Raw genomic sequence first — 19,712 nt, 5'->3', positions numbered from 1 at the left:
TTCGACCACGGCACCGTCACCGGCGACACCGTGACCGGCACCTACGCCGAAGCCAACGCCACCCTCGACGCGCTCGAAAACCTTGGCGTTTCCTACAACGACGTCGTGGCACTGCTTGAGTCCGAGGGCCTCGACAAGTTCGTCGCCAGCTGGAAGGAACTCCTCGGCGACGTCGAAGGCGCCCTCGCCTCTGCACGGAAGGCTTCCTAACCCATCATGAGCACACTCAGCTACGACGCCACCGGCGCTGCCCGCCAGGCTCTTGAGCAGCACCTCCCTGCCCTGCTGGAAGACCGCATTGCCACCCGCATCTTCGCGAAGGACCATACCCTCTGGGGCCCCGACGCCGAGCAGGAATCCGCCATCCGGCTGGGCTGGGTCGAGGCGGCCACCGTCTCCCAGCCGCTGGTCAGCGACATCCTGGAACTCCGTGACGCGCTGAAGGCCAAAGGCGTCACGCGCATCGTCCTCTGCGGAATGGGCGGCTCCTCGCTTGCGCCTGAAGTCATTGCGGGCACCGCTGGCGTCGAGCTGACCGTGCTTGACAGCACCGACCCCGAACAGGTCAGTGCCGCTTTGGTCGACCGGCTAGCCGAAACGGCCATTGTTGTTTCATCCAAGTCCGGCTCCACCGTGGAGACCGACTCGCAGCGCCGGATCTTCGAGCAGGCGTTCACGGATGCCGGCGTCGACGCGAAGAGCCGCATCATCATCGTGACCGACCCCGGCTCTCCGCTGGACAAGGCCTCGCGCGAGGCCGGCTACCGTGCCGTTTTCAACGCCGACCCCAACGTCGGCGGCCGGTTCTCTGCACTGACCGCTTTCGGACTGGTCCCCTGTGGCCTGGCCGGAGTGGACATCCAGGCTTTCCTGGATGAAGCCGAAGAGGCCGCCGAGATCCTCAACGAGGACGCCCCGGAGAACATCGGCCTTGCCCTTGGTGCGGCGCTGGGCGGCACCAGCCCGCTGCGCAACAAGATCGTCATCGCCGAAGACGGGTCCGGCATTGTGGGCTTCGCCGACTGGGCCGAACAGCTCATCGCCGAATCCACGGGCAAGCTCGGCACCGGGGTCCTGCCGGTTGTGGCCGGCCCGTCAGCACCGGAGGTCACCTCCGGAGCAGCCGACGTCCTGGTGGTGCGGCTGGTGGCGGCTGACGCCGACGACGTGCAGCTTGGCGAAAACGAGGTCGCCATTGCCGGCGGCCTGGCGACGCAGATGATGGTGTGGGAATTCGCGACGGCGGTAGCCGGGCGCCTGCTGGGCATCAACCCGTTTGACCAGCCCGACGTCGAGGCCGCCAAGGTGGCCGCCCGCGGCCTGCTGGACGCACAGCCCGAACCTACGCCCGCCAATTTCGTGGACGGCGCCATTGAGGTCCGCGGCGGCGACTGGCTGGGTGATGCCTCGACGGCGTCCGCAGCCGTGTCCGCGCTGCTCGCGCAGCTCGCTGACGACAGCTACCTCAGCGTCCAGGCCTACTTCGACCGGCTGGCATACGCCCCGTTGGAAGGCGTCCGCGACCAGCTTGCGGCAGTCGCCGGACGCCCGGTGACGTTTGGCTGGGGCCCCCGGTTCCTTCACTCCACCGGCCAGTTCCACAAGGGCGGACCCGCAATCGGCGTGTTCCTGCAGGTCACTGCAGAATCCGCAACGGACCTGTCCATCCCGGAGCGGCCGTTCACGTTCGGTGAGCTGATTTCGGCGCAGGCCGCCGGCGATGCCCAGGTCCTCAGCGAACACGGACGTCCGGTCCTCCGCCTGCACCTCACGGATCGTGCTGCCGGCGTCAAGCAGCTGCAGGACATTGTTTCAGAGCTTGCCGGCCTGGCAGCATCCCACACTGAAAGCTAAGGCACCGAATCAACCATGCCAGAAACTGAGAACGGCAGCAGGAAGTCAGCAGGGCGGGGCCGCAACCCGTTGAGGGACCCTCGGGACCGCCGGCTGAACCGCATCGCCGGCCCCTCCTCGCTGGTCCTCTTCGGGGTGACCGGCGACCTTGCCCGCAAGAAGCTCATGCCTGCCGTGTATGACCTGGCCAACCGGGGCCTGCTGCCGCCGAGCTTTGCCCTGGTGGGCTTCGGCCGGCGGCAGTGGGACAACCAGGATTTCGCCGCCCAGGTGAAGGCCGCGGTCATGTCCTATGCCCGGACCCCGTTTGACGAGGCCGTGTGGAACCAGCTGTCCGAGGGCATCCGGTTTGTCCAGGGAGAGTTCGACGACGACGACGCCTTTGAGCGGCTCGGCGACACAATCGACGAACTGGACGAGCAGCGCGGAACGCGCGGCAACCACGCGTTTTACCTCTCGATTCCACCGAAGGCCTTCGAACAGGTCTGCCGCCAGCTGTCCAAGCATGGACTGGCGCAAGCCGAGGGCGACAAGTGGCGCCGTGTGGTCATCGAGAAGCCGTTCGGGCACGACCTCGAGTCGGCCCGGCAGCTCAATGACATCGTGGAGTCCGTTTTCCCGCCGGACGCCGTTTTCCGGATCGACCACTATCTTGGCAAGGAAACGGTCCAGAACATCCTGGCCCTGCGGTTTGCCAACCAGCTGTTCGAGCCGCTCTGGAATGCCAATTACGTTGACCACGTCCAGATCACCATGGCCGAGGACATCGGCACCGGTGGCCGCGCAGGCTACTACGACGGTGTGGGCGCTGCCCGCGACGTCATCCAGAACCACCTGCTCCAGCTCCTGGCGCTGACAGCAATGGAGGAGCCTATTTCCTTCAACGCCGATGACCTGCGGGCGGAGAAGGAAAAGGTCCTGGCAGCGGTCAAGCTGCCGGACGACCTGTCCGCCCACTCGGCCCGGGGCCAGTTCGCCGGCGGCTGGCAGGGCGGCGAGCAGGTCCTCGGCTACCTTGAGGAGGAGGGCATCCCCGCCGACTCCACCACGGAAACCTACGCTGCCATCCGGGTGGACATCCACACCCGGCGCTGGTCCGGTGTGCCGTTCTACCTGCGCGCCGGCAAGCGGCTTGGCCGCCGCGTCACGGAGATCGCGGTGGTCTTCAAGCGCGCCCCCAACCTGCTGTTCCGCGATCACAGCGATGACGACTTTGGCCAGAACGCCGTGGTGATCCGGGTCCAGCCCGATGAGGGCGCCACGATCCGGTTCGGGTCCAAGGTTCCAGGCACCCAGATGGAAGTTCGCGACGTCACCATGGACTTCGGGTACGGTCACTCGTTCACCGAGTCCAGCCCGGAGGCCTATGAACGGCTCATCCTGGACGTGCTGCTGGGCGAGCCGCCGCTGTTCCCCCGCCACCAGGAAGTGGAACTCTCCTGGAAGATCCTGGATCCCTTTGAAGAGTACTGGGCCAGCCTCGGCGAACAGCCTGAGCCCTACGCGCCCGGAAGCTGGGGCCCAGCCTCGGCCGACGAGCTGCTTGCCCGCGACGGACGAACCTGGAGAAGGCCATGATCGTAGATCTTCCCGATACAACAACCTCCAGCATCTCCAAGAAGATCATGTCCCTGCGCGAGCAGGGCGGCGTGATCGCGCTCGGCAGGGTGCTGACCCTCGTGGTGGTCACCAAGTCCGGTCTGGAAGAAGAGGCCATCGAAGCAGCCAACGAAGCCAGCCGGGAACACCCCTGCCGGATCATCGTCCTGGCTGACGCCGGCGCCCAGGCGCCCACCCGGCTGGACGCCCAGATCCGTGTGGGCGGCGACGCCGGGGCCTCCGAAGTGATCGTGCTCCGGGGCTACGGTGAACTTGCCGAGGAAAGCGAATCCCTGGTGGCCGCGCTGCTGCTCCCCGACGCTCCGATCGTGGCTTGGTGGCCGCACGGTGCGCCGAAGAACGCCTGCGAGACCTCCATCGGCCGGATCGCCCACCGGCGGATCACGGACTCGGCGAACGAGGAGGACCCGCAGCGGGCCCTCGAGAATATCCGCAGCACGTACAAAGCAGGCGACACCGACCTCGCCTGGACCCGCCTGACCAACTGGCGCATCCAGCTGGCCGCGGTCCTGGACCAGGTCGATTCCTCGCCCGTGACGGCAGTTGCCGTGGAAGGTGCCTCGGACTCCCCCAGCACGCTCCTCCTGGCAGCATGGCTGACCCTCGCCCTGGACGCCCCGGTGACCATCGTGGCGGACCCGGCCGGCACCGGCATCCGCCGTGTCCGGCTGAGCCGCGCGAGCGGCGACGTCCAGCTGTTCCGTCCGGGACTGTCCGTGGCTGAACTGACCCAGCCGGGGCAGCCGGCCCAGCGCATCTCGCTCCCGCGTCGAAGCCTCCGGGACTGCCTCGCCGAAGAACTCCGCCGTTTGGATCCCGACGAAGTCTTTGGTGAAGTGATTACCATTGGACTGCCCCGTACAAATCTAAGGAGTGTCCGTCCCAGTGAGCGCTGACCCCAGAGTAAGCATCCACCCTGACTCATCCGTACTGATGGCCGCCATTGCGGCGCGGCTCATCACCAAACTCGTGGACGTCCAGGACAAACACGGCGAGGCGACGGTGGTGCTGACCGGCGGCAGCGTGGGCATCGGAACCCTCAAGGCGGTTGCTGACTCCGCGGCGGCACCGGCAGTCGACTGGTCCAAGGTCAATTTCTGGTGGGGCGACGAGCGCTTCGTTGGCAGCAACGACAACGACCGCAACACCCTTCAGGCCCACGAGGCCCTGCTGTCCCGCATTCCGGTAGACCCGGAACGGGTGAACCAGCCGGCTTCCTCGGATGACTTCGACAGTCCGGAGGAGGCCGCCGCGGACTACGCGCGCCGCCTGGCGGAAGCTGCGGCCGCGGAGCATGCCGCGGACATGTCCGACGACCGGCCCGAGAACCCGGGGACACTTCCCCGGTTCGACGTGGTCTTGCTTGGTGTGGGGCCGGATGCCCATGTGGCCTCGCTCTTCCCTGAGCAGGCAGGCATCCGCGAAAAGGAGCTCACGGTGGTCGGCGTCCGCAATTCGCCCAAGCCGCCGCCGGAACGGATCTCCCTGACACTGCCGGCGATCAACACTGCCAGTGAAGTCTGGATGGTAGTTGCAGGCGAGGACAAGGCAGGGGCCGTAGGACTGGCCCTGGCAGGGGCCAACCCTGTCCAGGTGCCGGCGGCCGGACCCAGGGGACGCTCCCAGACGCTCTGGCTTATCGACGAGAACGCCGCTTCCAGGGTTCCGGAGCAGCTAGTCCGTAAAACTTCCGCGGGCTCTTAGCCGTTCCAGCGCTCCAGCCAGTACGTCTTCGGCGTCCTGGCTGGAGCGTCTTTCTTTAACGTACTCAAGGTGGCTCTTATAGCCCTCTTCGGAGTGGGAAGGCAGCTCCACCAGGGACTCGTCCCGGGTTGCGGTATCGCCGCAGCGGCGGCAGTCCCACACCACCGGGATCTGGTCCTCCGGGAGCTTAATGAAAACAGGCCGCGTCTCGTGACCCCTGGCGCACCAATAGGAAACACGAATACGCGGCAACCGTTCACCGACGACGTCGTTTGGCTGGATTTTGGGGGCCGACCCCTCCGTTACCCCCACACGGGTTCCCCGGAACCCTGAAGCAGCATGCACCATCGGGAACTCCTGCCTACTCGACTGACGGACTGTTGCAAGCCAACAGCCACAGTTTAGTGCGGAGTTCCCGACGGCGGCAGGGCCGTTAGTACCGGTACTGCTAGGAGTCGCCACCCGAGGAAAAGCGCATCAGCAAGCCGAGGGCGATGATGACAACGCCCCACGTGACGCCAAGGATGATGGTGAACCTGTTGAGGTTCCGTTCCGCCACGCCGGACGAGCTGAGGCCTGAGCTCATGCCTCCGCCGAACATGTCCGACAGACCGCCGCCCCGTCCCTTGTGGAGCAGGATGAGCAGCGTCAGCAGGAGGCTGGTGATGCCCAGGAGGATCTGCAAAATGACATGAAGAACGTCCACGACGGCCTTTCAGAAGTTGATGATTGCGGGGGTCACGCCTGTGTCCGGACTAATCCGTCAGCAGGTGACTCTCGAACCTGACAATATTAGCAAACTCAGCGGGATCGAGGCTGGCGCCTCCCACCAACACGCCGTCCACATCGCGCTCGTTCAGAATGGCTGCGGCGTTGTTGGCCTTGACCGAGCCGCCGTAAAGCAGGCGGACCTTGGCAGCAACGTCATCGCCGAACAGCGTGGCGAGTTCGGCGCGGATGGCCGCGCACATTTCCTGCGCGTCTTCGGGTCCGGCCACTTCACCCGTGCCGATGGCCCAGACAGGTTCGTAGGCAACGACGAGCTGGGCCGCTTCCTCAGCGCTAAGGCCTTCGACGTCGGCGCGGAGCTGGTTCAACGTGTGCTGGACGTGGTTTCCGGCCTGCCGGATCTCCAGGCCTTCGCCGACGCAGAGCACCGGCGTAACGCCGTGGCGGTAGGCGGCCTTGACCTTGGCGTTCAGGACTTCGTCGGATTCGTTGTGGACGGTGCGCCGCTCGCTGTGGCCCACCAGCACGTACTTGCAGCCCAGTTTGTTCAGGAACTGCCCCGAGATGTCGCCCGTGTAGGCGCCGGAGTCGAACTGCGAAAGGTCCTGGCCTCCGTAGGCAACGTCCAGCTCGTCGCCCTGGACAAGGGTCTGGACGCCGCGGAGGTCGGTGAACGGCGGGAAGACAGCAACTTCAGCGCGGCTGTAGTCGTGCTTGGCGTCGGACAGGGTCCAGGCCAGTTTCTGCAGCAGGGTGATGCCCTGGACGTGGTCCATGTTCATCTTCCAGTTGCCGGCAATCAAGGGCGTACGGTCGAACTTGCCATTCGTTGACGTTGTCACGTGTTCTCCAAAAAGTACTTGTCATGTGAACAGCCGGCAGGGCGCCCGACAACTTCGGTAGGGCGCCCTGCCGGCTGGAGGTTCTAGCGGTCCAGGACGCTGAGGCCCGGCAGTTCCTTGCCTTCGAGGTATTCCAGGCTCGCGCCGCCACCCGTGGAGATGTGGCCGAACTGGTCGTCGGCGAATCCGAGGGTGCGGACAGCTGCCGCTGAGTCGCCGCCGCCAACCACCGTCAGGGCATCCGCTTCGGTGAGCGCCTGCGCGATGGCACGGGTGCCGCTGGCGAAGGCTTCGAATTCGAACACGCCCATGGGGCCGTTCCAGAACACGGTCTTGGCGCCCTTGATCCGGTCAGCGAAGGAAGCGGCAGATTCCGGACCGATGTCCAGTCCGATGCCCTGGGCCCCGAAGCTGCTGTCCTCGATGGCGTCCGCACTGACCGTCTCGTGGTCGGCGTCGGCGGCGAACTTGGCCGCCACTACCACGTCGGTGGGCACGATGAACTCGGTGCCGGCGTCGGCTGCGCGCTTCAGGTAGTCCTGCACGACGGGGATCTGGTCCTGTTCCAGCAGGCTGCCGGCCACCTTGTGGCCGGCTGCAGCGAGGAACGTGAACAGCATGCCGCCGCCCACCAGGATGGTGTCCGCCTTGCCGATCAGGTTGTCGATGACAGCGAGCTTGTCCGAGACCTTGGAGCCGCCAAGGACCACAACGTAGGGACGCTGGGTCTCCGTGGTGAGCTTGCGCAGCACTTCGACTTCCGTGTGCACGAGGTCGCCCTGGTACGACGGCAGCCGCGTGGCGACGTCGTACACGCTGGCGTGCTTGCGGTGGACGGCGCCGAAGGCGTCATCCACGAAGGCGCCGTTCTCCCCCGTCAGGGCCACCAGCTCGTCAGCGAAGGCGCCGCGCTCGGCGTCGTCCTTGCTGGTCTCACGGGCGTCGAACCGGACGTTTTCAAGGACCAGGGCTTCGCCGTCCTGCAGCGAAGCGGCAAGCTCCTTGGCCGAGGCACCGACGGTGTCCGCGGCCAGGGCGACCTTGAAGGGGGCAAGCTCAGCCAGCCGGGCGACAGCAGGCTTGAGCGAGTATTTGTCCTCCGGGGCGCCCTTGGGGCGTCCGAGGTGGGCTGTGACCAGCACGCGGGCACCGGCGTCCGTGAGCTTCGTCAGTACTGGCAGGGACGCTTTGATGCGGCCGTCGTCAGTCACTTCAGAGCCGTCGAGCGGCACATTCAGGTCACTTCTGACGAGAATGTACCGCCCGCGGACACCATCAGCGATCAGTTCGTTGAGGGTGTGGAATGTCATGTGTCTAACCCTAGCCCAGCTTCGACGCGACAAGCTCCGTGAGGTCGACCAGGCGGTTGGAGTAGCCCCATTCGTTGTCATACCAGGAAACAACCTTGACCTGGTTGCCGATAACCTTGGTCAGTCCCGAGTCGAAGATGGAGGAAGCGGGGTCGCCAACGATGTCAGAGGAGACGATCGGAGCGTCCGTGTAGGTCAGGATGCCCTGGAGAGCGTCCGACTCGGCTGCCTTCTTCAGTGCGGCGTTGACTTCCTCAACCGTGGTCTCGCGGGAAACGGTGACGGTGAGGTCGGTGGCGGAGCCGGTGGGGACCGGAACGCGGATGGCGTAGCCGTCCAGCTTGCCCTTGAGCTCCGGCAGGACCAGGCCGATGGCCTTGGCTGCACCGGTGGAGGTCGGAACCATGTTGATTGCGGCGGCACGGGCACGGCGGAGGTCGTTGTGCGGGCCGTCCTGCAGGTTCTGGTCTGCGGTGTAGGCGTGGACCGTGGTCATCAGGCCGCGTTCGATGCCGAACTCGTCGTTGACGACCTTGGCCAGCGGGCCGAGGCAGTTGGTGGTGCAGGAGGCGTTGGAGATGATGTGGTGCGACGCATTGTCGTAGAGCTCGTGGTTCACGCCCATCACGATGGTGATGTCCTCATCGGAGGCCGGGGCGGATATCAGGACCTTCTTGGCGCCGGCGTCGATGTGCTTCTGGGCAGCGGCGGCCTTGGTGAAAAAGCCGGTGGACTCGATGACAATGTCGACGCCCAGTTCGCCCCAGGGGAGGTTGGCGGGGTCGCGCTCGGCCAGGACCTTGACGACGTTGCCGTTGACGACGATGTTGCCGTCCTTGACCTCGATGCTCTCCTTCAGGCGGCCGCCGACGGAGTCGTACTTGAAGAGGTGTGCCAGCGCTTCGGGGCTGGTGAGGTCGTTGACGGCAACGATCTCGAGGTCCGCACCCTGTGCGAGTGCAGCGCGGAAGTAATTGCGGCCAATGCGGCCAAAGCCGTTGATACCAATACGGGTCGTCACTTTTTCAGTCTCCTTGGTGCTTGTAGAAGCACAACTAGTTGAGCGGGCGTTGAAGCCAACTAACAGATCCCGCACGCCATTGGGCAGAGATGATTACCAGATCGGAGGGCGACCAGCCACATTGCTGAAGGCTAACCGCCTTCCGTGATCCATCTTACGTTTAAGAAGGTCCGCCCCCGCAAGTGCGGGGGCGGACCGTCCACGATTCGGCCCGAAACGGGCTAAATGTGAAGTTTGTTACACGTGGGTGTCTCCCGCGTCACGCGTTAGAGCGTGATGAGGCCCGTGGCGTTCTTGCGTGCCCCGTCGAAGCGCTTGGCGACGTCGGCCCAGTTCACGATGTTCCAGAAGGCCTTGACGTAATCGGCCTTCACGTTCACGTAGTCCAGGTAGAAGGCGTGTTCCCACATGTCCAGCATGAGCAGCGGCGTGGTGCCGAGTGCAACGTTGCCCTGCTGGTCGTACAGCTGCTCGATGACCAGGTTTCCGCCGATCGGCTCGTAGGCCAGGAAGCCCCAGCCCGAGCCCTGCAGGCCCAGTGCGGCAGCGCTGAACTGCGCACGGAAGGCGTCGAACGAGCCGAAGGCGTCGTCAATGGCTGCAGCCAGCTCGCCCTCGGGCTTGTCGCCGCCGTCCGGGGACAGGTTGTTCCAGAACACGGAGTGGTTGACGTGGCCGCCGGTGTGGAAGGCCAGGTCCTTCGACAGGCGGTTGATGTTGGCGAAGTCGCCCTTTTCACGTGCCTCGGCCAGCTGGGCCAGGGCGTTGTTGGCGCCCGCCACGTAGGCAGCGTGGTGCTTGCTGTGGTGCAGCTCCATGATGCGTGCGGAGATGTGGGGCTCCAGCGCTGCGTAGTCGTAGCTGAGTTCAGGCAGTACGTACTCGGTCACAAAATCCTCCAATATCGTGGACAGTTTGTCCGGTTTGGTAAATCTCGGATTGTGCATCCGGGTGACAGGTCACCCGGAAATCTGTGGGGGACGGAATCCCGTCTCGATTCTAGGGGCGCTGCTACTCGTCCAGCATTTCCGGCGTCACATTGGCCTCGGTCCCGGGGATGCCCAGGTCCAGGGCCCGTTTGTCCGCCATGGCCAGAAGCCTGCGGATCCTGCCCGCAATCGCATCCTTTGTCATGGGCGGATCAGCCAGGCGGCCAAGTTCGTCAAGGCTCGCCTGCTTGTGTGCCACCCGGAGTTCGCCGGCATACTTCAGGTGGTCCGGGACGTCGTCACCCAGGATCTCCAAGGCGCGGTCCACCCTGGCGCCGGCGGCGACTGCGGCCTGCGCCGAGCGGCGCAGGTTGGCGTCGTCGAAGTTTGCCAGCCTGTTGGCCGTGGCCCGCACTTCCTTGCGCATGCGGCGTTCTTCCCAGACCATGAGTGCATCGTGCGCGCCCATCCGGGTAAGCAGGGCGGCAATGGTGTCGCCGTCCCGGATGACGACGCGGTCCACTCCCCTGACTTCGCGGGCCTTGGCCTGGATTCCCAGCCGCCGGGCCGCGCCGACCAGGGCCAGCGCCGATTCAGGGCCGGGGCAGGTCACCTCCATGGCGGAGGACCGCCCCGGTTCGGTCAGCGAGCCGTGTGCCAGGAACGCGCCGCGCCACACGGCCTCGGCGTCGGCCGCGGAGCCGTTTACGACGACGGACGGCAGGCCCCGCACGGGGCGCCCACGGGCGTCCAGCAACCCGGTCTGCCGGGCCAGCGCCTCGCCGTCGCGCACCACCCGCACCACGTAGCGGTTGCCGCGGCGGAGCCCGCCGCCGGAGACGACAATGATTTCGCTCTGGTGGCCGTAGACTTCGGCGATGGCGGCGCGGAGCCGGCGTGCGGTTGAGGCGAGGTCCACCTCCGCCTCGATAACGATCCGGCCTGAGATGATGTGCAAGCCGCCGGCGAACCTCAGCATTGCGGAGACTTCAGCCTTGCGGACCGAGGACTTCTTTATGTCCAGGCGGGACAGTTCTTCCTTGACTGATGATGTCAGTGCCATGGCACCTTCCTAACTGTTCCCGAAAATATCGTGGTACGCCGTTGCCAGACGCAGGGGGTCGTGGATCGGACGGCGGCTCGACGCCCCTACTTTACCCAAGAGCACCTCCGCGCCGAGCATCCCCGCAGCCCGCTTGAACTCGTCGAGGTCCGGTACGGACACGGGGTCCGCCAGCACGACGTCGACGCTGAAGCCGGGCGCGTAACTGTGCAGCACACGCAGATGGTCGGCGGCGGACATCCCGGAGGTCTCCTTGGTGTCCGTCGCCAGGTTCATGGTGAGGCACCGCTTGGCGGGCGTGTCCGTCAGCGCCTGGCGCATCTCCGGCAGCAGGAGGTGCGGCAATACCGACGTGTACCAGGACCCGGGTCCCAGGACCACCCAGTCGGCCAGTTCGATGGCCGTCAGGGCTTCAACGCAGGCCGGCGCCGACTCGGGCAGGAGCCGGACGCTGTCCAGCGAACCCGCCACCGCGCACCTGGCCTGACCGCGGACCGTCTCCAACGTGTAGGTACCGTCTGGACCGGGGACCCGGACATCACCCTCGATGGTCAGCGGGATGCTGGACATCGGCAGGACCTGGCCGCGGGCACCCAGCAGTGCGCCGGCCCATTTGAGGCCGCCGACCGTGTCGCCCAGCAGTTCCCACAAGGTGACGATCAGCAGGTTGCCCATGGCGTGGTCGTCGAGCGAGCCGCCGCGGCCGGCGCCGGGCTGGAACCGGTGCTGCATGACGTCCCGCCAGGTCCGTCCCCAGTCGGTGTCGTCGCACAGCGCCGTCAGCGCCATCCGCAGGTCGCCCGGCGGGAGGACGCCGTACTCCTCGCGCAGCCGGCCGGAGGACCCGCCGTCGTCCGCGACCGTGACGATGGCGGTCAGTTCCGTGGTCAGCAGCCGAAGGGCGGACAGCGAGGCGGCCAGCCCGTGGCCCCCGCCGAGGGCGACGACGGTCGGTCCCTTGTCCAGCTGGCCGCTGCCCGTGCCGCCGGCTGGCGGAACCAAGGGCAGCGGCCCGGTAAGCAGCCCCATTACTCGCGGCCCAGGTCCCGATGCGTGGTGGTGACCGTGACGCGCGGGTACTGTGCCAGCTTCTTCGACAGTTCCATGGCGACGGCCACGGAACGGTGCTTGCCGCCGGTGCAGCCCACGGCAATGGTGGCGTAGTGCTTGTTTTCGCGGCGGTAGCCGTCCAGGACAGGCTCGATGGCCAGCACGTAGCGGTCCACGAAGTTCTTGACCCCTTCGGCCTCAAGGACGTAGTCGCTGACGTCCTTGTCCAGTCCGGTGTGCGGGCGAAGCTGCGGCACCCAGTGCGGATTGGGGATGAAGCGGGCGTCCGCCACGAAGTTCGCGTCCACCGGCAGCCCGTACTTGAAGCCGAAGCTCATGACGTTCAGGCGCAGGGCCACGGGGCCGGTGTCAGTGAAGAGCTCGGTGATGGCCGTGGCGAGTGCGTGGACGTTGAACTCGGACGTGTCCAGCACGATGTCCGCGGAGTCGCGGAGCTCATGCAGCAGGTCCCGTTCCGCGGCGATGCCGTCGAGGATCCGCCCGCCGCCCTGGAGCGGGTGCGGACGGCGGCCCTGCTCGAAGCGGCGCACCAGGACGTCGTCGTTGGCGTCCAGGAAGAGGACGCGGAACATAACGCCGCTTGCTTCCAGCGTTTTCAGCGCGGTCCGGATATCGGTGAAGAGCGCCTTGCTGCGGACGTCGACCACCACGGCAAGCTTGGGGATGGACTGCGGTGCGTGGGACACGAGTTCGGCCAAGGTTCCGAGCATCTGCGGCGGCAGGTTCTCAACGACATACCAACCGTGGTCCTCGAGTGCGTCGGCGGCTGTACTGCGGCCTGCGCCGGACATACCCGTCACCACGAGCAGCTCCGCTTCAACGGGCCTGATCGGCGTCATGCCGTCCTGTTCCGTTTCGGATTCTGCCGTTGACTCTGCCATGAGTAAAGCCCCATTCCTGCTATGTAATTCGACGCAACTGCGCGTTTCGCTTCAGGTCCTTACCCTAGCTAAGTTTCAATGATTTCGCCGGTTGCCATGTTGATGGCGGTCGCATCCGCACCGGAGTTCGCGGCACCGTTGCTGAAATGGCTGACAATCGCATCCGCCAGGGACGGGCCGATGCCCTTGGCCATGGCCAGTTCCGCCGCGCTGGCGGTTCGGATGCTCTTGACCGAACCGAACTGCGCCAGCAGCGCTTTGCGCTTGGCCTCGCCCAGGCCGGGGACGCCGTCGAGGGCTGAAACCGTCATGGCCTTGCCGCGTTTCTGCCGGTGGAAGGTGATGGCGAAACGGTGGGCTTCGTCGCGGATGCGCTGGAGCAGGTAGAGCCCCTCGGATGTGCGCGGCAGGATCACCGGGAAATCACTGTCCGGCAGCCACACCTCTTCCAGCCGTTTGGCGAGGCCCACAACGTAGACGTCCTCGATCCCGAGCTCCGCCAAGGCACGTGCGGCTGCGTTGACCTGGGGCTTGCCGCCGTCAACGACCACGAGGTTGGGCGGGTAGGCGAATTTTGCGCGCGGGGCGGGCGTGGTGGTGTCCTGCACGGACGCGGCTGCCAGGGCATCGACGGCGGCCTGGTGCCCGGGAAGCTGCGCCGCTTCCGCCTGCGCCGACTTCTCCTGCAGGTAGTTCCGGAAGCGGCGGGTGAGGACATCGTGCATGGCAGCTGTGTCGTCCACCGCTGCAGCGCCCGTGATGGAGAACTTGCGGTAGTCGGACTTTTTGGGCAGGCCGTCTTCCACCACCACCATGGACGCCACCACATTGGTCCCCTGCACATGCGAGATATCGAAGCATTCGATGCGGAGCAGCGCGACGGGCAGGTCCAGTGCCTCCTGGAGTTCCTGCAGCGCGAGGGACCGGTTCGTCAGGTCACCGGCACGGCGCGATTTGTGCAGCTTCAGCGCGTGCTCGGCGTTTTCCCGCACGGTGGACATCAGTGCTGCCTTGTCTCCGCGGCGGGGGACGCGGATGTCCACTTTTGCGCCCCGCAGGCCCGAAAGCCATTGCGCCAGCTCGGCAGCGTTGCTGGGCTCCTCGGGCACCAGGACCTCCCTGGGCATCCGACCCTGGCTGTCCCCTTCCTCGCCGTAGACCTGCTGGAGGAGGTGTTCAACCAGGTCGGGAGTGGTGGAATCCTCGACCTTTTCCACTACCCAGCCACGCTGGCCCCGGACGCGGCCGCCGCGCACGTGGAACACCTGGACGGCCGCCTCCAGCTCGTCCTCGTACAGGGCGAAAACGTCGGCGTCGGTGTCCTCGGCCAGGACCACAGCGTTGCGTTCGAAGACCTTCCGGAGGGCAATGATGTCGTCCCGCAGGCGTGCTGCCCGCTCGTAGTCGAGCTCGGCGACTGCCGCGGCCATGTCCTTTTCCAGCCGCGCGATGAAGCGTTTGGCTTCGCCGCCCATGAAGGAACAAAAGTCCTCCGCCAGTGCCCGGTGCTCTTCGGGCGTCACCCGGCCGACACAAGGTGCGGAACATTTGTCGATGTAGCCCAGCAGACAGGGCCGGCCGCTGGCCTGGGCCCGCTTCAGCACGCCCGGGCTGCAGCTGCGCACCGGAAAGACGCGCAGGAGCGTGTCCATGGTTTCGCGGATGGCGCCGGCGGTGTAGGGGCCAAAGTATCGCGTGCCCTTCCGGCGTTCACCGCGCAGCACCTGCACGCGGGGAAGCTTCTCCCCCATGGTCACGGCAAGGTAGGGGTAGGTTTTGTCGTCCCGGAAGACGACGTTGAACCGGGGCTTGAATTCCTTGATCCAGGTGTATTCCAGCTGCAGCGACTCCAGCTCGCTGCCGACGACGGTCCACTCCACGCTGCTGGCTGCATGGACCATCGCGTAGGTTTTGGGCAGCAGCCCGCCCGGGTTGGCGAAGTACGAATTCAGCCGGGACCGCAGGCTTTTGGCCTTGCCGACGTAGATGACGCGGCCGTGCGGATCCCGGAAGCGGTATACGCCCGGGTTGGTTGGAATCTCGCCCGTTTGGGGTCGGTAACTAGCTGGATCTGCCACGATTCAAGTCTACTGAGGCTGCGGGGGCTCCATGACAAGGCCATGATTTGCTGCCGGGAAACTACTGCCAGCCTGGCTCCTGCCGCTATTCCATAACCTTGCTCTGGTTGTAGCTGGTGGAGCGCTCCTGGCCGCTGAGCTCGGCTATGGCGTCCATGATGCGGTCCGTGACCTGGCGGCGCGCGGGCAGCGAGTGGTCGGGGCCGGTTTTTTCGAAGTACAGCGGTTCGCCGACCTTCATGGTGAAATGCTGCGGCTTCACGCCGTTCTGCCCGGCAGGCTGGAGGTTCTCGGTTCCAATGAGGCCTACCGGAATGACGGGCGCCCCCGTGGTCAGGGCAAGCCAGCCGACGCCGGTACGTCCCCGGTAGAGTACGCCGTCGCGCGAGCGGGTCCCCTCGGGATAGATGCCGATGCCCTTCCCCGCTTCGAGGATGTCCAGCAGTGTTTTGAGGGCCGCGACGCTGGCAGCCTGCTCCCCGCGTTCCACGGGAATGGAGCCCACGGCTTCGAAGAAGGACTTCATGACCTTCCCCTTGACGCCGCCGGTGGTGAAGTATTCCGCTTTGGCGAAGAAGGCGACCGGACGGGGCATGAGTGCCTGCACAATCACACTGTCCAGGAAGGACAGGTGGTTCGGCGCGACAATAAACGGACCCTCAGTGGGCACGTTCTCAAGGCCAATGACGGTGGGCCGGCAGGTCCCGGAGATCAGTCCGCGCGTGGTCCAGCGGATCGCATCAAACAATGCCATCGTTGTGCACCTCGCTCAGGGCTGCGGCGCGGACCGAGTCCATGCTGTCAATGACCGCCGCGAGGTCCGTGGCGGAGTGCACGATCGTCACTGCCCCTGCTTCGTGGAGCTCGCCGTCGGGAGCGAAGCCCCAGCTGACGCCGATGCAGTCAAGTCCGTTGGCCATGGCACCGGCTACGTCCTGCGCACGGTCCCCCACCATGACAGCCTGCTGCGTGCCGAGGTCGGACAGGGCGGCGGCAACAATTTCGGTCTTGCCGCGCGGCGCGGTAGCGTGGGCGGCTTCATCGGCCGCCGACCCGCGGATGAAGTCGAAGGAGGTCGCGATGTCGTGGTGTTCCAGCACGATCCGTGCCAGCCCTTCCGGCTTCTGCGTTGCCACCGCAATGGGACGCCCGGCTGCGGCGTACTGCTCGACGAGCGCGCGGATGCCCGGGTACAGGCGGCTCTGTGCAATCCCGGTTTCGAGGTAGTAGGCCCGGTAGCGGCGGATGACCTCCTCCAGTTGCTCCTGCGGAACCCCTGCAACGTTAAGGAGGGAGTCGCTGAGTTTCGGACCGATCATCGCGTCAAGTTGGGACGGGGCGGGGACCCTGATGCCTAGTTCGGTAAGAGCCGCGGAGATTCCGTCCGTGATCCCGCCTGCCGGATCGACAAGAGTGCCGTCCAGGTCGAAGATCACGGGCACTGTTGTAAGGGTCACCGGGTTAGTTTCTCACGAGTGCACGGAAGGCTGAAACTCGCATTCCCCGGCGGGAATACTTCTTCCCGCCGGAGCAGCAAGCTCAGCCCTCCGCCGCAGCCCGCGCCCCCGCCTACCCGGCCTCCGTAGTCCGCTCGCCCCGCTGGCGCAGCCTCCGCTAGTTCAGGATCTCGGCCAGGAACGTCGCCGTGTGGCTGGCGGTGGACTTTGCCACCTGCTCCGGAGTGCCGGTGGCAATGATCTGCCCGCCGCCTGATCCGCCGTCGGGACCAAGGTCCACGATCCAGTCCGCGCTCTTGATAACGTCCAGGTTGTGCTCGATGGTGATCACGGTGTTGCCCTTGTCCACCAGGCCCTGGAGGACCAGGAGCAGCTTGCGGATGTCCTCGAAGTGCAGCCCGGTGGTGGGCTCGTCCAGGACATAGATGCTGCGGCCGTTGGACCTCTTCTGGAGTTCCGCGGCAAGCTTGACGCGCTGGGCTTCACCACCGGACAGCGTGGTGGCCGGCTGTCCCAGCCGCACATAACCCAGCCCCACGTCCACGAGCGTGCGGAGGTGCCGGGCGATCGGGGTGAACGCGGCAAAGAACTCCGCGCCCTCCTCGATGGGCATGTTCAGGACGTCGGCGATGGTCTTGCCCTTGTAGTGGACTTCCAGCGTTTCCCGGTTGTACCGGGCGCCATGGCAGACCTCGCACGGCACGTAGACGTCCGGCAGGAAGTTCATTTCGATCTTCAGCGTGCCGTCACCGGAGCAGGCCTCGCAGCGGCCGCCCTTGACGTTGAAGGAAAAGCGGCCGGGCTGGTAGCCGCGGACCTTGGCTTCGGTGGTCTCGGCGAACAGCTTCCGGATGTTGTCGAATACGCCGGTGTACGTGGCCGGGTTGGACCGCGGGGTCCTGCCGATGGGGCTCTGGTCGACGTGCACCACCTTGTCCAGGTGTTCGAGGCCCTGCACGGTCTTGTGCCGGCCGGCCACCTGTTTGGCTCCGTTGAGCTTGTTGGCGAGCACCTTGTAGAGGATTTCGTTGACCAGGGTGGACTTGCCGGAACCGCTCACTCCCGTCACCGCAGTCAGCAGGCCGAGCGGGAAGGCGGCGTCCACGTTGACGAGGTTGTTTTCCCTCGCGCCAATGACCTTCAGCTCACGCTTCTTGTCGTATTTGCGCCGCTTCGCGGGGATCTCGATCTTCTTCCGCCCGGAGAGGTAATCGCCGGTGAGGGACTCCCGGTTTTCCAGGAGTTCCTTGTAGGAGCCCGAATGGACCACCTGGCCCCCGTGCTCGCCGGCACCGGGTCCGATGTCGACCACCCAGTCGGCTTCCTGGATGGTGTCCTCGTCGTGCTCCACCACGATGAGGGTGTTGCCGAGGTCGCGCAGCCGGGTGAGCGTTTCGATCAGCCGGCGGTTGTCCCGCTGGTGCAGGCCGATGGAGGGCTCGTCAAGGACGTAGAGGACGCCGACCAGGCCGGAACCAATCTGCGTAGCCAGCCGGATGCGCTGCGCTTCACCGCCGGACAGCGTGCCGGAGGGGCGCTCCAGGTTCAGGTACTCCAGGCCGACGTCGAGGAGGAAGGTCAGGCGCGCCTGGATTTCCTTCAGGACCTGGTGGGCAATCTGGGCTTCCCGGCCGGTGAGCACCAGGGTGTCGAGGAAGCGGGCGCACTCACGCATGGGCATGGCGGCCACCTCGGCAATGGACTTGCCGTTGATGAGCACGGAGAGCGACGCCGGGTTCAGGCGGGCGCCGTTGCAGGCCGGGCACGGGATCTGCCGCATGTACTCTTCGTACCGGTCCCGGGCTGTGTCCGAATCCGTTTCCAGGTGCTTGCGGTGGACGTACTGGACCACACCTTCGAAGCCGGTGCTGTACTTGCGCTCCCGGCCGAAGCGGTTGCGGTATTGCACAACCACCTTGTGGTCCTTGCCGTGCAGGACAGTCTGGCGGATGTCCTTCGAAAGCTTCTGCCACGGCGTCTTCATGGAGAAGTCGAGTTCCTTCGCGAGCCCGGACAGCAGCCGGTTCCAGTACTCGCTGGTGGCCGTGCCCAGGGACCATGGCGCGATGGCCCCTTCGCCAAGGGACAGCTCCGGGTTGGGAATGATGAGTTCCTCGTCGACTTCCAGCTTGGTGCCGATGCCGCTGCACGCGGAGCACGCCCCGAAGGGATTGTTGAAGGAGAACGAGCGGGGCTCGATCTCGTCGATCGCGAGGGGGTGCTCGTTGGGGCAGGCGAGGTGCTCCGAGAAAGCCCGGACGCGGTGCGGATCCTCCGCTTCGAGGTCCACGAAGTCCGCCAGGACGCGGCCTTCTGCCAGTCCAAGGGCCGTTTCGACCGAGTCGGTCAGGCGCTGGCTGATGCCTTGCTTGACCACCAGCCGGTCCACCACCACCTCGATGGTGTGCTTGAACTGCTTGCCTAGCTTGGGCGGATCGCTGAGCTGGATGAGTTCATTGTCCACGCGGGCACGGGAGTAGCCCTTGGCGGTGAGCTCCTTGAAGAGGTCGACGAACTCGCCCTTGCGCCCCCGGACCACGGGTGCCAGCACTTGGAAGCGCGTGCCCTCTGGCAGTTCCAGCAGCTGGTCCACAATCTGCTGCGGCGTCTGCTTGGCCACCTGCTCCCCGCAAATGGGGCAGTGCGGACGACCCACACGGGCCCAGAGCAGGCGCATGTAGTCGTAGATTTCCGTGATGGTGCCGACCGTGGACCGCGGGTTCTTGCTGGTGGATTTCTGGTCGATGGACACAGCCGGGGACAAGCCCTCGATGAAGTCCACATCCGGCTTATCCACCTGCCCCAGGAACTGGCGGGCATACGCGGAGAGGGATTCGACGTAGCGGCGCTGGCCCTCGGCGAAGATCGTGTCGAATGCGAGGGATGACTTGCCTGACCCGGAGAGGCCGGTGAAAACAATCATGGAATCCCGCGGCAGGTCCAGGTCAACGTTGCGCAGGTTGTGCTCCCGGGCCCCTTTCACGACGAGGCGGGAAAGATCGGGGCGCGCCGGTTTGCCTTGGTTCAGGGGGACGACGGCGGAGCGGGCATCAAGGGCTGGTTCTTCAGCTACGGCTTTAGGCACCCACTAATGCTAATCGAAAACTTCTTCGAACTTCCATGCGGGAGCCATTCGCCGCCGACAGGCAGCCA

17 protein-coding genes and 1 pseudogene are annotated in these 19,712 nt (G+C 65.6%); 5 read left to right on the top strand and 13 right to left on the bottom strand.

Features of this window, described 5'->3' with window-relative positions; genetic code table 11:
• The 5 genes and pseudogenes from J7I92_RS18560 to pgl form a co-directional block, all read left to right on the top strand.
• A pseudogene (locus J7I92_RS18560) lies at positions 1-210 on the top strand (transaldolase); the annotation flags it as partial.
• 6 nt (positions 211-216) lie between these two features.
• On the top strand, positions 217-1,854 hold the full coding sequence (locus J7I92_RS18555) for a glucose-6-phosphate isomerase (RefSeq protein ID WP_214842930.1): 1,638 nt from the start codon (positions 217-219) through the stop codon (positions 1,852-1,854).
• A gap of 15 nt (positions 1,855-1,869) precedes the next feature.
• A complete protein-coding gene (gene zwf, locus J7I92_RS18550) occupies positions 1,870-3,432 on the top strand; it encodes a glucose-6-phosphate dehydrogenase (RefSeq protein WP_214842929.1) in 1,563 nt (520 codons plus the stop codon).
• Entirely contained in the window at positions 3,429-4,370 is a 942-nt protein-coding gene (locus J7I92_RS18545) for a glucose-6-phosphate dehydrogenase assembly protein OpcA (protein WP_214842928.1), read from the top strand. The genes zwf and J7I92_RS18545 overlap by 4 nt, the downstream gene beginning before the upstream one ends.
• Entirely contained in the window at positions 4,360-5,178 is an 819-nt protein-coding gene (gene pgl, locus J7I92_RS18540) for a 6-phosphogluconolactonase (protein WP_214842926.1), read from the top strand. Before J7I92_RS18545 ends, pgl begins: the two co-directional genes overlap by 11 nt.
• Here pgl and J7I92_RS18535 read toward each other — a convergent pair.
• From J7I92_RS18535 to uvrA, 13 genes are all read right to left on the bottom strand, one after another.
• A complete protein-coding gene (locus J7I92_RS18535) occupies positions 5,149-5,526 on the bottom strand; it encodes an RNA polymerase-binding protein RbpA (protein WP_214842924.1) in 378 nt (125 codons plus the stop codon). The two genes, pgl and J7I92_RS18535, sit on opposite strands and share 30 nt — an antisense overlap.
• A 100-nt stretch (positions 5,527-5,626) precedes the next feature.
• Positions 5,627-5,884 carry a preprotein translocase subunit SecG gene (secG, locus tag J7I92_RS18530; RefSeq protein ID WP_137322707.1) on the bottom strand — a complete coding sequence of 86 codons (258 nt, stop codon included), beginning with the start codon at positions 5,882-5,884 and terminating at the stop codon, positions 5,627-5,629.
• Positions 5,885-5,933: 49 nt separating this feature from the next.
• Positions 5,934-6,749, bottom strand: coding sequence for a triose-phosphate isomerase (tpiA, locus tag J7I92_RS18525; RefSeq protein ID WP_214842922.1), 816 nt, complete (start codon positions 6,747-6,749; stop codon positions 5,934-5,936).
• 83 nt (positions 6,750-6,832) lie between these two features.
• Positions 6,833-8,059, bottom strand: coding sequence for a phosphoglycerate kinase (locus tag J7I92_RS18520; protein WP_214842920.1), 1,227 nt, complete (start codon positions 8,057-8,059; stop codon positions 6,833-6,835).
• 10 nt (positions 8,060-8,069) lie between these two features.
• Entirely contained in the window at positions 8,070-9,080 is a 1,011-nt protein-coding gene (gene gap / locus J7I92_RS18515; protein WP_214842918.1) for a type I glyceraldehyde-3-phosphate dehydrogenase, read from the bottom strand.
• A 266-nt stretch (positions 9,081-9,346) separates the two neighbouring features.
• Positions 9,347-9,970, bottom strand: coding sequence for a superoxide dismutase (locus J7I92_RS18510; protein WP_028269302.1), 624 nt, complete (start codon positions 9,968-9,970; stop codon positions 9,347-9,349).
• 121 nt (positions 9,971-10,091) lie between these two features.
• Positions 10,092-11,072 carry a DNA-binding protein WhiA gene (gene whiA, locus J7I92_RS18505; RefSeq protein ID WP_214842917.1) on the bottom strand — a complete coding sequence of 327 codons (981 nt, stop codon included), beginning with the start codon at positions 11,070-11,072 and terminating at the stop codon, positions 10,092-10,094.
• 9 nt (positions 11,073-11,081) lie between these two features.
• Entirely contained in the window at positions 11,082-12,101 is a 1,020-nt protein-coding gene (yvcK, locus tag J7I92_RS18500) for a uridine diphosphate-N-acetylglucosamine-binding protein YvcK (protein ID WP_214842916.1), read from the bottom strand.
• Positions 12,101-13,024, bottom strand: a complete 924-nt coding sequence (gene rapZ / locus J7I92_RS18495) for an RNase adapter RapZ (protein ID WP_214842915.1) — start codon at positions 13,022-13,024, stop codon at positions 12,101-12,103. The genes yvcK and rapZ overlap by 1 nt, the downstream gene beginning before the upstream one ends.
• Positions 13,025-13,092: 68 nt before the next feature.
• Positions 13,093-15,102: an excinuclease ABC subunit UvrC gene (uvrC, locus tag J7I92_RS18490; RefSeq protein WP_214842914.1), complete on the bottom strand. Its 2,010-nt coding sequence runs from the start codon at positions 15,100-15,102 to the stop codon at positions 13,093-13,095.
• A gap of 85 nt (positions 15,103-15,187) precedes the next feature.
• Positions 15,188-15,856, bottom strand: a complete 669-nt coding sequence (locus J7I92_RS18485; protein WP_214842913.1) for a 1-acyl-sn-glycerol-3-phosphate acyltransferase — start codon at positions 15,854-15,856, stop codon at positions 15,188-15,190.
• Positions 15,843-16,559, bottom strand: a complete 717-nt coding sequence (locus J7I92_RS18480; protein WP_214842912.1) for an HAD hydrolase-like protein — start codon at positions 16,557-16,559, stop codon at positions 15,843-15,845. Before J7I92_RS18480 ends, J7I92_RS18485 begins: the two co-directional genes overlap by 14 nt.
• Positions 16,560-16,716: 157 nt before the next feature.
• On the bottom strand, positions 16,717-19,644 hold the full coding sequence (uvrA, locus tag J7I92_RS18475) for an excinuclease ABC subunit UvrA (RefSeq protein ID WP_214842911.1): 2,928 nt from the start codon (positions 19,642-19,644) through the stop codon (positions 16,717-16,719).
• Positions 19,645-19,712 lie beyond the last annotated feature (68 nt).

Source organism: Arthrobacter sp. ISL-72, from assembly GCF_018613755.1.
Classification (GTDB): domain Bacteria; phylum Actinomycetota; class Actinomycetes; order Actinomycetales; family Micrococcaceae; genus Arthrobacter.
Note: the sequence above shows the minus strand (reverse complement) of the source record. Positions and strands in the feature narration are given on the sequence as shown.